Source organism: Halosimplex aquaticum (assembly GCF_028747785.1).
Lineage (GTDB): Archaea > Halobacteriota > Halobacteria > Halobacteriales > Haloarculaceae > Halosimplex > Halosimplex aquaticum.
The window spans coordinates 864371-877581 of record NZ_CP118158.1 but is presented as its reverse complement, the minus strand read 5'-3'; the positions used below and the strand labels follow the sequence as shown (position 1 = coordinate 877581).

At 68.5% G+C, this 13211-nt stretch carries 12 protein-coding genes; 8 read left to right on the top strand and 4 right to left on the bottom strand.

What is annotated here, in order from left to right:
- Positions 1-45: 45 nt before the first annotated feature.
- The 4 genes from PSC72_RS04260 (at position 46) to PSC72_RS04245 (ending at position 3890) form a co-directional block, all read left to right on the top strand.
- Positions 46-783, top strand: a complete 738-nt coding sequence (locus tag PSC72_RS04260; RefSeq protein ID WP_274324653.1) for a fumarylacetoacetate hydrolase family protein — start codon at positions 46-48, stop codon at positions 781-783.
- Between the two features lie 121 nt (positions 784-904).
- A complete protein-coding gene (locus PSC72_RS04255) occupies positions 905-2722 on the top strand; it encodes an LEA type 2 family protein (protein WP_274324652.1) in 1818 nt (605 codons plus the stop codon).
- A gap of 87 nt (positions 2723-2809) precedes the next feature.
- Positions 2810-3130, top strand: a complete 321-nt coding sequence (locus PSC72_RS04250) for a cupin domain-containing protein (RefSeq protein WP_274324651.1) — start codon at positions 2810-2812, stop codon at positions 3128-3130.
- Between the two features lie 490 nt (positions 3131-3620).
- Positions 3621-3890, top strand: a complete 270-nt coding sequence (locus tag PSC72_RS04245; protein WP_274324650.1) for a hypothetical protein — start codon at positions 3621-3623, stop codon at positions 3888-3890.
- Between the two features lie 127 nt (positions 3891-4017).
- Here the strand turns inward: PSC72_RS04245 and rdfA are convergent, their stop codons facing one another.
- The gene (gene rdfA / locus PSC72_RS04240; protein WP_274324649.1) at positions 4018-4650 is read right to left on the bottom strand and encodes a rod-determining factor RdfA; all 633 of its coding nucleotides are present in this window, start codon (positions 4648-4650) and stop codon (positions 4018-4020) included.
- Positions 4651-5517: 867 nt separating this feature from the next.
- On the opposite strand from rdfA, the gene PSC72_RS04235 reads away from it, so the two are divergent.
- A complete protein-coding gene (locus PSC72_RS04235) occupies positions 5518-6717 on the top strand; it encodes an alpha-D-ribose 1-methylphosphonate 5-triphosphate diphosphatase (RefSeq protein ID WP_274324648.1) in 1200 nt (399 codons plus the stop codon).
- A gap of 161 nt (positions 6718-6878) precedes the next feature.
- Entirely contained in the window at positions 6879-7073 is a 195-nt protein-coding gene (locus PSC72_RS04230) for a DUF7511 domain-containing protein (RefSeq protein WP_274324647.1), read from the top strand.
- A gap of 219 nt (positions 7074-7292) precedes the next feature.
- Here the strand turns inward: PSC72_RS04230 and PSC72_RS04225 are convergent, their stop codons facing one another.
- Complete coding sequence (locus PSC72_RS04225; RefSeq protein WP_274324646.1) at positions 7293-7913, bottom strand: DUF7344 domain-containing protein; 621 nt, start codon at positions 7911-7913, stop codon at positions 7293-7295.
- Positions 7914-8736: 823 nt separating this feature from the next.
- On the opposite strand from PSC72_RS04225, the gene PSC72_RS04220 reads away from it, so the two are divergent.
- A complete protein-coding gene (locus PSC72_RS04220; RefSeq protein WP_274324645.1) occupies positions 8737-9060 on the top strand; it encodes a HalOD1 output domain-containing protein in 324 nt (107 codons plus the stop codon).
- Here the strand turns inward: PSC72_RS04220 and PSC72_RS04215 are convergent.
- Together PSC72_RS04215 and PSC72_RS04210 are read right to left on the bottom strand one after the other, a co-directional pair.
- On the bottom strand, positions 9057-10427 hold the full coding sequence (locus PSC72_RS04215; RefSeq protein ID WP_274324644.1) for a nucleotide sugar dehydrogenase: 1371 nt from the start codon (positions 10425-10427) through the stop codon (positions 9057-9059). The genes PSC72_RS04220 and PSC72_RS04215 overlap by 4 nt on opposite strands.
- Positions 10424-11407, bottom strand: coding sequence for a Gfo/Idh/MocA family protein (locus PSC72_RS04210; RefSeq protein WP_274324643.1), 984 nt, complete (start codon positions 11405-11407; stop codon positions 10424-10426). Before PSC72_RS04210 ends, PSC72_RS04215 begins: the two co-directional genes overlap by 4 nt.
- Positions 11408-11865: 458 nt before the next feature.
- On the opposite strand from PSC72_RS04210, the gene PSC72_RS04205 reads away from it, so the two are divergent.
- Positions 11866-12411 carry a DUF7344 domain-containing protein gene (locus PSC72_RS04205; RefSeq protein WP_274324642.1) on the top strand — a complete coding sequence of 182 codons (546 nt, stop codon included), beginning with the start codon at positions 11866-11868 and terminating at the stop codon, positions 12409-12411.
- The last annotated feature ends 800 nt before the right edge of the window (positions 12412-13211 follow it).

Sequence of the window (13211 nt, the reverse complement as noted above, 5' to 3'; positions counted from 1 at the left end):
CTCGAACGGAACGGTTTTGGAGGGGCCTCGCCACTCGGCGCACGTATGCGACAGGTTCGATTCCGCGACCCGGCCGGCGCCGAGCGCACCGGCACCTACGACGACGGCACAGTCTCCTTCGGTGACAGCACCTACGACGCCGAGGAAGTCGACATCCTCGCGCCCACCGAACCGACGAAGATCGTCTGCGTGGGCCTCAACTACGCCGACCACGCCGAGGAGGAGGGCATGGAGATCCCCGACCGCCCGCTCCTGTTCCTGAAGCCGCCGAACGCGGTGTCCAGCCACGGCTCGACCGTGGAGCTGCCCGCTGGCAAGGAGAAGCTGGAGTGGGAGGCCGAACTCGGCGTCGTCGTCGACCGCCAGTGCAAGGACGTCGACGCCGAGGAGGCGATGGACGTGGTGCGCGGGTACACCTGCGTCGACGACCTCTCGAACCGCGACGACCAGCGCGTCGAGCAGAACTGGATCCGCGGGAAGGCCTTCGACGGCGCGGCGCCGATGGGCCCGGTCGTCGCGACCCCCGACGAGGTGCCCGAGGACGCCAGCGTCGAACTCCGCGTCAACGGCGAGACGAAACAGTCCTCCTCGCGCGAGGAGTTCATCTTCTCCGTCCCGGAGCTGATCGAGGAGATCACGACGTACATGACCCTCGAAGCCGGCGACGTGATCATCACGGGGACGCCCGCGGGCGTCGGTCCGCTCTCCGACGGCGACACCGTCGAGATCGAGATCGAGGGCGTCGGCACGCTCGAACACGACGTGTCCATCCCGGACGCCTGAGCGACCCCGTCTTCGACGCCTGAGTGCCGCTGTCCCCGGACCCTCCGCGATTCGGGCGCTGTCTATCGATTTCGAGACTCGGAGCTAAACTCTTTTGTGCGTCCGTGAGTTGCTTCAGGTGATGATTTCACGGGCGCGGCTTCGACGGATCGCCGCCGTCTCTCTCGGGATCTTCCTCGTACTCGCGGTCGGCATCGCGGCGCTCGCGGGGACGGGCGTCCTCGCGAAACCGACGGTCGAGGGCGTCGAGAGCGACTGGGGAACGGTGACCGCGGAGACGACGGAGATCCGGACGACCGCCACGGTGACGAACCCGAACCCTGTCGGCGTGCCCGGCGTCGTCGACGTGGCCTACACCGCGCGGCTCAACGACGTCGTCCTCGCGCGCGGCGAGCGGACGGGAGTCGGGTTCGGCCCCGGGACGAACGAACTGCACCTGTCGACAGCGATGTCGAACTCGAAGATCGCGAAGTGGTGGGTCACGCACGTCAACGGCGGGGAGAAGTCTAAGCTCCGGGTCGACGCGACGGTCTCCGCGCCGGGGTTCTCCCGGGACGTGCCCGCCCAGCGGTCCGCCGTCGAGACGGACCTCCTCGGCGGCTTCGCGAAAGAAGGCGGCCGGACGGTCGAGTTCCGCGGCGAGCCGTTCCTGCGGGTCGGCGAACAGCGCGCCGAGTGGGGCGAGGCGAACGAGTCGGTGACGCCGCTGTCGGTCACCTCGACCGTCGAGAACGTCCACGACTACCCGGTCAGCCTCGACGGCGTCGAGTACGCCGTCGAGATGAACAACGTCACCCTCGCCGCGGACCGACAGCTCTCGGGCGTGACCGTCGAACCGGGCGAGACCGGACGCCTCGACGTGCGGATGAACCTCGACACCGCGCGGATGGCCGACTGGTGGGCCAACCACGTCAACGACAGCGAGCGCAGCACCCTCTCGGTCGAACTCTACGGCCTCGTCGAGCGCGACGGCGAGTACAAGCGCGTCCCGATCCGCATCTACGAGCGCTCGCTCACCCTGGAGACGGACGTGCTCGGCGGCGGGTCCACGTCGGTGACGGCCCGCGACGCGCCCGAACGCGACATCGAGTTCGAGCGGCCCCGGATCAACGACACGGACCGGGAGTGGGGCGCCGTCGACGAGGAGACCACCGAGATCCTGACGACGGTCGCGCTGAACAACACCAACGACGACGCGGCGATCAACGATCTGCTCTCGATACGCGCCGCCCAGCACACCGCGGTCAACGGCATCCTCGTCGCGACCGGGCGCCAGCGGACCGACGGGCTCGACGCCGGCCGGAGCGAGTTCGAACTGACGTCGACGATGAACAACTCGAAGGTCCCGGCCTGGTGGGCCCGCCACGTCAACCGCGGAGAGGCTTCGACGGTGACGACGACGCCGGAGGTCCGCGCCGACCTCGGGTTCACCCGGTTCGACGTGCCCGTGGTCGACCAGCGCAGCGAGTTCGAGACAAACCTGCTGGCCGGCATGGGCGACGGCGAGGCCGAGACGGTCGCGGTCGACGGGCGCGAGGCGATGGTCGTCCGCCCCGAGTCCGTCCGATGGGGCCAGGCGACCCCCGAGACGGCCCCGATCGACGTGAACGCGACCCTGGAGAACGAGCAGCCGGCCCCAGTGACGGTGACGGAGATCCGCTATCGCGTCGCCCTGAACGACGTCGTGCTCGCGAATCGAACGGCGCCGGGGACCCACACCGTCCCGCCGGGCGAGAGCGAATCGATCGGCTTCACGATGGCGCTCGACAACCAGCGGATGGACGAGTGGTGGGTCACGCACGTCCGCCGCGGCGAGTCCTCGAACCTGACCGTGGCCGTGACGGCCACCGTCGAGACGCAGGCCGGGACCGAGACCGTCAGGCTGGACTCGCTGAGCCAGAACTCCACGGTGACGACCGACGTGCTCGGCGATAGCTGACGACCCCGCGGGCCCGCTTTCGGCTGATTCCGCTCGCTCTCGCTCCCGCCAACAGGAACTTCAGGCAGGTAGCCGTAGGTGGAGGAGATGTCACCGAACAAGGTAAACTACGAGGACGTGGACGCCGTCGGCGGCGGCCTCCACTTCCTGCGCGACGAACTCGGCTGCGAAAACCTCGGCGTCTCCCTGCTGGAGTGCGAGCCCGGGTGGGAAGGGAAGGCCCACGACCACGCCGACGACCAACAGGAGGAGGTGTACGTCCTCGTCGAGGGCGAGGCGACCGTCACCGTCGACGGCGACGAAGTCGAGATGACCGCGGGCGACGCGCTCAGGATCGCCCCCGAGGAGCAGCGACAGATCGAGAACGGCGACGAGGAGAGCACGTTCGTCCTCGCGGGTGCGCCCTGAGGAATCAGAGGCCGGATCGTCTCGGCTCTCGACACAGTTTCTCTGAAATAAGTTGGCGAACCGAATAGACCGCCCGAAAGCGGCGTTCTCCGGCTCTAAATGGATGTTCGGCGTTTACGACGCCTCTCGTCGTTCAGACCGGGACGGCTGGACAAGGAGCGTAGTTGTCGGGAGAACAGACGTCAGGAAGCCTCTCGGCGAGCAGTCGTCTGTACTGCGTCCGTGGCCGGTCCTGTCAGACGACCCATCGGATCCGATTCCGGTATCGATCGGTTCACTTCCGACGAGTGCGGAGACTGCGACTCGTTCGATCCGCGGGGGGCAACAGCCAGACGGAGTGTAAGAGCGGCCTACCGGCCGAGGGCACCGTTGCAACAGTCGGAACAGTCCGCCACCGGTGGAACGGGTGTTCGCCTTTACGTACTAAACTCGGGTACTGTGACACGAATCCCCGTCCGCAGCCAGCGGACAGGCGGATCGGAGCATCAGCATGCAACGGAACTTCCAGGGCACCGACAGAGGCAAGCGCGTGGTCACGACCGGTGGTTCGGCCGTCGGAACGATCGTCCGCGTCGACGGCGAACGTGCACGCGTACTGCTCGATCCGGAGCGCGTCGACTCGGAGCGCGTCGACCCGACCGGTGACGAGGGCGACCGCTCGATGCTCACGATCGACCGGCGCGCCGTCGATCACAGCACGAACGAGGTCGTCCGCCTCGACGCCGACGAAGACCCGACCAGCGAACGGAGGATCGCGTGAGACGCGAGACGACCGCCCGGCCGCCGGACGCGGCGGCCGACGACGAGTCCGAACCCGAGGACCCGAGCCCGCCGCCCCGGTTTCCGTGACGCAGCCGCGACTCGCGCACAGCGGCGGGCCAGCGCGCTCACTCGGGTGACGCGTCGACCGGTTCGTCGCACGCGCACCCCCCGTTTTCGAGGAGCGTGACTACGTCGCGGTCGCTCCCACAGCGGTGACACAGCACCCGGAGGTCCAGGAACACGTCGAAGTCGCCGAGGACCACCCGCTCGGCGTCGCGATGGCGTTCGAGCGTGTCCTCGGCCACCGTCGCCGTCCGACCCAGTAGCCGCTGGATCGTCCCGACGTCCGTCTCGACCGGGTCGGAGTCGGACGAGGGCGCCGTGACCTCTCGCACGGACGTGAGGTAGGTGTGTACCGACTGGTGGGAGACGAAGTCGCCGCGGAGCGCGTCGACGTCGACGCCGTCGCGGGTGAGCTGGTTCCGGACCTCCGCCTTCCGCCCCTCGCTCACGTCGCTCGCGGTCAGCGTCTCGTAGGTCTGCTCGACCACGCGCTCCATCGGACTCCGCCCCACCTCGCGCATCGCGGTCCGCAGGACCTCCCGGTTGAACTCGTCCGCGAGGTCGCGGAGACTCGCCCGTTCGCCGTCAGCCCCGGTCCAGCGCTCGACCAGCCGGTCGCCCATCCCGTCGAGGTCGTACGCGTCGATGACCCGCGCGACCTTGCTCCGCGTCGCACCGGAGTCGTCCGATTGCATGGGACACGGGCACTCGCGGGACGGCCTTACGCCTGTCGGTGGTCTCGTTTGGACGGAGGCGAGCGCCACTGCCGGTCGTCGAAAGAGCGCGTCAGAAATTCCGCGACCCGTCGGCCCGGTTGGGTCACGGGCGGATGAGCCGACGGGCGGCCGCGAACTGCTGGTAGACGGTGCCGTCTTCCCGTGTGACGCCCCGGGCAGGAGCGCACACCGAAGGAGCGGCCGACCGGTGGGCTGGGAAGCCGACGGGAACGGGAGCCTCGCCGGCGATGCACAGGGGTTCGGGCGTGTCAGGTGGTGCCGGTCGATGGGTCGACGGCATCCCAACGATGGGGGGTACGACGGTTAAACGGGCACAATCGTTCACGCTCGAAACCGGGGAGTAAACGCCGGCTACAGACCGACAGTCGGCAGTTTATCCGTCGATATCCCCGCGCAGACGGGGTATTCGTTCCGGACTCGCTCGGGCCGCTGTCTCCCTCGACACAGGCCACGAAGACGGCGAATTCGAACTCCCCGCTTCGCCGAGGGAGTTCGACAGCGGCCGTATGCGGGGTATAACGAAGTTGTCTGCCCCGCATCCGTCGAACGGGGGGTTGGGGGGAGACACCCCACCCAGTCCGATGCCGTCCGTTCGGCCGCGCACCGATGCCCAGTGTTGGGCCGGACTCGCCCGGTCCGGCCCGCCGTCCTGGCGCGCCCCGTCCATTCTTTGGGACCAGACCGACGGCGACTGGCGCGTCCGAGCGCCCCTGCCGACCGCTCGCAGCCGCGATGCTCCCGTCCGCCGGCCGCGCGTCGGACCGCAGACCGGACCGAGTTTAGCCGACCCATAACTATCGCGGTCGGTCCCCTGTTACCTTATCAATGACCGAACCGACCGACCGAGAACGCGTCGTCGTCGACGGCGGCACCGTGGTCACCCCGCATCGGTCCCACGAGGGCGGGCGCGTGGTGATCGAGGGCGACCGCATCGTCGACGTCGATCCCGGGGGGAACAGCGCCGAGTCGCCGGCGCGCGCCGAGGGGTCCACGCGGAGGATCGACGCCAGCGGCGAGTACGTCTTACCGGGGCTCGTGGACCTGCACGGCGACGACGTCGAGCGGTACCTCTGTCCGCGCTCCGGCGAGCGCGTCGACTCGACCGCGGCGCTCGCCACGGCCGATCGACTGACGCTCGCCGCCGGCGTGACCACGAAGTTCGACGCGATCGCCTTCGAGGAGGCCCCCGAGAAGAACCGGTCGATAGAGGGAGCGACGGAGCTCCTGGACGCGGTGGCAGACGGTGCGGGGCTCGCGGCCGACCACCGCGTCCACGCCCGCTGTGAGCTCACTGACGCCGCCTCAGTCGCCTGCGTCGGCGACCTCGCCGACCGGCCGATCGTCGACGTGGTCTCGCTGATGGCCCACGTCCCCGGCCGCGGCCAGTTCGACGACGAGGACGCGTTCGCACAGCGGTACACCGACGGCCGCGGCGCCGTCGCCGACGAGGCGGCGCGGGCCGGTCGCGACCGCCGTGGCGTCGCGGCGGCGACGCTGCGTGAGCGCATCGCGGACCTGACCGACGAGCTCGCGTCGGCCGGCGTCACGCTCGCCTCGCACGACGACGCCGACCCGGCGGCCGTCGACCACGCGGTCGACCACGGCGTCGACCTCTGTGAGTACCCCGTCTCGCTGTCGGCGGCGCGGCGCGCGACCGAGCGCGGCGCCGCGACCGCCATGGGCGCGCCGAACCTGGTCCGCGGCGGGAGCCTCTGGGGCAACCTCGACGCCCGGGAGGCCATCGAGGAGGGCGTCGTCGACGTCCTCTGTTCGGATTACCGTCCGGAAGCGCTGCTGGCGTCGGTGTTCGTCGACACGGGCGAACCGATCGAACGACGCGTCGCCCGCGTGACGCGCGAGCCGGCCAGGGTCGCCGGCCTGGACGACCGCGGCGAACTGGTCCCGGGCGCCCGCGCCGACCTCGTCGTCGTCGACCCGGACCCGGTTCCCACGGTGACCCGCGCGTTCGTCGCCGGCCGCGACGCGTATCACTGCCGCGGCGGCGGGAACGCCCGAGACCGCTGAGCCGCGAACGTTCTCATCCCCGTCGAGTCGGGCGGATCGTCGCTGACGAGAGACAGTTTCGACAGTTTCACCCGTGTTTCTCCCGGCATATCGAGATATACGCTCTCTACGACGACTGTAGCGCATCAATTACAATGGCCGTCTGGGGGGTACAGTAGTCCATGTCGACGGATCCGAAAGGTCAGGGACGCGGCAGGCAGGAGGCGGCGTGGAAACTCAGGGCGGTCGTCGAGCGCTACGAGGACGCCCCCGACGAGTGCACGATCTACCCCGCGGGCGTGGACGACCACAAGCGGATGGCGACCTGGATCTCGGCGACCGAACCGGCGTTCGTCGAACTCGACGCCGTCCGCTGACGACGGCTCCCCGAAGTCGACACGCGTTTTCCCGATCCGCCGTCCGAACGGACGGTACCGTCTCTCCGGGCCGGTTTCAGTCTCCTGCGACGCTGACTGACGAGAGCGGCCAGCGCCGCCTGCGGTCGTGGCCGAACCGGACCTGACGCTGGCCGGTAGTTGCAAGGCGGCGGCGTCACGCGAAGAGCGGGAGAAGAAACCGACAGACGGACGCGACCGTCAGTCGGCGGACCGCTGGTCGAGCGTCTGCGCCGAGGCGACGCCGACGAGACCGAGCAGGACGACCGTCGAGACGACGGTCGCGGTCAGTCCGACGGCGGCGGCGCCGAGCTGGCTCGCGACGAGCAACACGGCACCGACGGCGGTCAGGGACCCGTAGTACAGCGGCCAGGGTCGGTCGACCTCGTCGGATTCCTCGAGGTACTCGAACAGCTGGGCCGCGTTGGGGCCCAGCGAGATCCGGCCTCGGTTCTGGTTGAACTCGACGATGTCCATGTCGTCCATCTTCGGCAGATGGCACTGGTACAGGCCGACGTACACGCACTTTCGCTCGTTGGACGTGACCTGTGCGACGGTCGTCCCGTTCTCGACGGCGGCGACGTGTTCGGCCAGTTCGCCGAGCGACACGGTCCCGCCGTGTTCACGCAGGTAGTGCAACACGGTCCGGCGCCGCTCGTTTTTGAGGATCTCGAAGACGTGGTCGAGCGGGAGCTGCGAACTCGACTCTTCCTCGGTCTCCGCCTCCTCCGCGGCCTCGGTAGGGACCGCTTGATCCGCGTCGGCTTCTGTCTCCTCCGGCACGACGTCTTGTTCGTTCGCGTGCTGGGATGCCGAAGACATCAGTGCCACACCTCCCGATGCGGCCGACCGCGAGACGGGCTCGCGGTCCGATGAGTCACTGTGGCGACCGAGGACTTATTCATACCTCGCCCGCCCGATGGTGACGGTCCCCCTCTCGAGGGTAGTTGGCGTTCGATTCGCGGTCGATTCGTGGGAATTGTCTGCCTTCATGTGTCCGTACCCCCGGCGCTGGAGACCCCTCCACAGAGTTTGTTGCGCCGATTGCTTGTTGGGGAGCACGGCTACTTAATCTTTCTTGATTGAACAATCGTCCAGGCCAGTATAACGGGTCCATTACCGCCGACGGTCCCGATGCGCGGGCCGGTAAGCAACGTCTGTCACACTATCTCACCGGTTAATATCACGATTCCGTCGAGTAATGGACCCCATTCTCCGCGATAGCGACGATCCGCTGGGCCCGCGCACAGGTCTACGGCCTCTCGCCGGCCGGGAACGGATTCCTGGAGCGCCGATCTGGGCGCGCGCGACGGACGGACTCAAGCCGTTCTTACCTGGCCGCCCGAGTGCGAACGCGTAGTTACCACGGGGGTGATACGTCTGCGCTGGCGACGAGTTCAGCTCGGCGATCAACAGCCGAACGTTACCGGATCGAAACAGCGGACAACGGAATCGAAGCGGGTTCGACGCCGACGAGAGCCCTGTGAGGTCGGCGGGGAGCGCGGTTCGGTCGCGGAGGAGCGGGCGGCGAGTGACCCGGAACCCCGTCCTGAACCCGAAGATTCATTGTATATCGGTCGAGTGCGTGTAGCTGTACTGCCATGGTAAGTAGTTGCCTCGCTGGATCGACGACGGCGGTGTGACGATGCCGGAACGAACGACGGAAGACGACGGTGGAGCCGGCCAGATCGGCGCCGGGACGGAAGTGGTCTACTCGTCGGCCGACGACCGCGCCGAGGGCACCGACCTGAGCGTCGCGGTCATCGAGTCGCTGGCCGAAGCGAAGGGCGTCACGCCGATCGACATCCAGCAGCCCCTGTACGACGTGGTCGACCCGGACGCGCTCGATAGGCTGTTCACGGACGGAGAAGGAAGCGTCTCCGGGCGGGTCGTCTTCGAGTTCGACGCCCACGAGATCACCGTCCATTCGGACGGCGACATCCTGGTTCGCCGCGTCGATCCCAGCTAGTCCTCGTCGGACCCGTCGCCGAGTCGACTGACCGGGTGCGACGTGTCCTCGTCGTCGAGCATGTGCCGACCGTCGAAGACCGTCAGGTCCTCGAACGCCGACCACGGGATCTCGCCGAACTCCTCGTGGCCGGTCGTGACGACGGCCAGGTCGAGTTCTCGCGCGCCGATGGCGTCCAGCGAGACCCGCTGGACCCCCTCCGGCGGCGCGCTCGTACAGATCGGGTCGACGGCGTAGACGGTCTCGGCCCGCTCGGCCAGCTCCTCGGCGACCGCGACGCCCGGTGACGCCCGCGTCTCGTCGACGCCCGGCCGGTAGGTCAGTCCGAACACCGCGACGGTGCTCTCCGAGAGGTCCCGTCCCCGCTCGTCGAGCGCCTCTGCCGCCCGTTCGACGGTGAACGTCGGCATGTACTCGTTGACGTGTCGGGCCGTCTGTAGCAGCGGCGTCGCCCCCTCGAACTCCGAGATGACGAAGTAGGGGTAGTAGGGGATGCAGTGGCCGCCGACCCCCGGGCCCGGCGTGTGGATGTCACAGAACGGCTGAGTGTTGGCGACGTCGATGGCCTCGGTCACGTCGACGCCGAACTCGCCCGCGAGCGTCGCGAGTTCGTTCGCCAGCGCGATGTTGACGTCGCGGTAGAGCCCCTCGAACACCTTCACGCACTCGGCGGTCGTGCAGTCCGCGACGGGGATCACCTCCGCGTCGGTTATCTCCCCGTAGATCAGCTCGGCGACGCGCTCGCTCTCGGCGTCGGCGCCGCCGACGACCTTCGGGTGCGAGCCGCGGATGTCCTGTAGCGCCCGGCCGCTCATCGTCCGCTCCGGACAGAAGGCCAGGCCGAACTCGCCGAGTTCGAGCCCGCTCTCCGCTTCGAGCCACGGGCGGACCCGGTCGCGGCAGGTCCGCGGCGGGACCGTCGACTCGACGACGACGACGTCGCCCGCGTCGAGGCCGGCGCCCACCGAGCGGACCGCCGCTTCGAGCGCCGAGAGGTCGGGCTCGTCGTCCTCGATGAGCGTCGGGACGATGATCACGTGGACGCCCGCGTCGGCCGCCGCACCGGTCGCGTCGGTCGTCGCCGAGAGCGATCCGTCGCCGGCGAGTCGTTCGACCTCCTCGGGCAGGCCGGGTTCGCCCTCGACCGGGCACCGGCCGGCGTCGACCGCCCGGGCCACGTCGGAGTCGATGTCGACGCCGGTTACGTTGCCCGAGACGTCGGCGTAGACGGCGGCGAGGGGAAGCCCCATCTTGCCGAGGCCGTAGACCGCCACCGGGACCGCGCCGCCGGTGAACGCGCGCAGTTGCGTCTGGCGACTCGCGTCCCACCCGTACAGCCGCGCCGGCTCCGACTGCTGGCCGCTCATAGGTTCGGGACCTCCGGCGGCACGGTCTCGGCGTTGGCCTGGACCTCGGACTCGATCCAGGCGGCGATCTCGACCGCGCGGATGCCGTCCTCGCCGGTGGTCCGCGGTTCGGTCCCCTCCTGGACCGCTTCGGCGAACGACGAGAGCTCGTTTTTCAGCGGTTCGCCCGTCTCGACGGTCGGGCGCTCGATGACGCTCTCGTGACGGTAGCGGACGTCCCCGTCGCTCGCGACGTACTCGGGGAGCGAGTGGCGGTGGATCTGCACGGACTGGTCCATGTAGTCGACGTCGACGTGGCAGTCCTCCGCGGTGACCGCGAGGTCGCGGATCCGCTGTTGGGTGACGCGACTGGCGGTCAGCGAGGCCACGTGGCCGCTCTCGAACTCGAGCTGGGCGACGACGTGGTCCCCGTCCGCGGCGCCGGCCGCGGACACGTCCGAGACCGGTTCGCCGGCGAGCGAGCAGACAACGTCGATGTCGTGGATCATGAGGTCGAACACCACGCTGTCGACGCTGTCGCGGTCGACGGGCGGCCCCTGCCGTCGGGCCGCGAATGCGATGGGGTCGACCTCGACGATCACGTCCTGGAGCGCGAGGATGGCCGGGTTGTACCGTTCGATGTGGCCGACCTGGACCGCCAGGTCGCGCTCGCGGGCCTCCGCCAGCAGCGACCGGCCGACCTCGGGGTCGTCGACGAAGGGTTTCTCGACGAGGACGTGGGTCCCGGCTTCGATCGCCTCGCGGGCTACCTCCTCGTGGAACCGCGTCGGCACGGCGACCGAGACGGCGTCGGCTCGCGCGAGCAGGTCCCCGCGGTCGAGCGCTCGGGTCTCGAACTCCGAGGCCACGGAGTGTGCGGTATCGGGGTCGACGTCGGTGACGCCGACGAGCTCGACGGACGGGAGTTCACTGTACACGCGGGCGTGGTGGCGCCCCATGCTCCCGACGCCGACGACGCCCGCCCGGACTCGGTCGGTCATCGTCCGGGTCCTCCCGCCGGGCCGCGTCCGACCGACGGCGGACGATGAGGCGACCGTTCGCTGGAGGGGGAACGGGACCTGACCGTACGCACAGGCCCGTATCGCGACGATGCTGGGAGCTGGGTCCGCGGCGTATCTGCTGTCGCCGGAGTCGACCGTCCGTGGCTCATGAATCACCCGAGGGTAGCGCCGAGAATCGGCTTTGTTATACGTCTCCTTTGGCCGGTAGCGGGTCGATACGGGTCGAAATCCGCGGTAACGTCCGCTAGCCGTGTTCCGAAACCGGTCGATCCGCCCGCCGTCCGGCGGATCCGCGATCCCCCGTCGCCGGCGAGCACGGTAACCGGTTCGTAACAAAGTGATACCCACTAATCTCCCTGCCTGTGTCGAGATACGACAACGGGGTGGCTGCCAGTAGTGGCAATCCGCCGACAGACCGACGCGAGGGCTGATGGTGGATGTCGATAGAGGACGAAACCCTGACGCAGGACGTCGTCTTCGACATCCTGAGTAGCGCGAGACGGCGGTACGTTCTCTACCTGCTCCGAACCGAAGACGCCCCGGTCGAGTTGACGGAGTTAGCCGAGGATGTCGCCGCCTGGGAGAATGACACTACTGTCGACGAACTGACGAAACAACAACGGAAACGAGTCTACGTATCGCTGTATCAGACCCACGTCCCGAAACTGGAGGACGCCGGCCTCGTGAACTACGACCAGGACACAGGCGAGGTCGAGCTGACCCAGGCCGCCAACGACGTCGACCAGTATCTCAACCCGGGCGAGCGGGAAGTACCCTGGCAGTACCTGTATCTCCCGCTCGCGATCCTCGGGATCGCGCTGGTCGCGCTCACCAACCTGAACGTCTGGATCTTCGCGAACATGACCGACGCCACCCTCGGCGTCATCATCTTCTCGGGCTTCCTCCTCACTGTCGGCGCACACATCGTCGTCTGGACGATGAACCGGCGCCAGGTCCCCGACGACCTCCGCCGACAGACCTGAGATTTCTTCCGCGGACACACACAGCGCCCCCAGCGGCCGCTCGGCGCGCCGCAACCCGCCTCCCGTCCGAACGGCGGGCCGCCGTCGAGACCGGGGCACCAGCGGCTGACAGCGGCAGCGGTCGCCGCTGAGCGGCCACCAGCGGCGCGGCCACAGTCCGGACTGGCCGGAGCGCTGGACTACCGTGGAGCGTGGCTACGCATCGCCGGGTCGCGGCGGCCCGGACAGTCGCTCGTCCCGGTTGCGAGCACCCGCGCGGGAGTCACCATCAGACGCTGTTCTCGTTCCCGAGCGTCTAGACGTCGCGCGTTCGACGACACGTGCTCCAGCCGCTTTCAGGGGAATCGTAGCCGGCATCGGGCCAGTCCGAGTGTTTCTCCTGGCCTACCGACTCGGCGGGTGAGAAGATCGGGGACCAGAACGGATCGATCGCGTCGCGTGGGACGACGGCGGTCAGTCGTCGTCGACGTCCTCGGGCAGCAGCTGCTCGGGTTCCCGTTTGTACGCCGGGGTGTCCACGAACTGGGCGATCCGTTCGAGGTCGCTGTCAGAGATGTGTTCTGTCATCGACTCCTAGTCCGTCCCAAGACTGCTTAGTAATCCATCCCCTAAAGCCGCTTCGCGTCGCGCGACCGAGAGAGGCGTCTCTGGCCCCGATCCGGCACGTATCCGATCACTGCTCGTCGCAAACGAGATGGGGTCGGGCCCGTAGGTCGGCACGAGTTCGCTATCTGTTGGCAACGAACAGGGGGTCGAGCGCAGTGTCCAAGTCCGAACGGAAGTGACCCCCTTCCGACGCA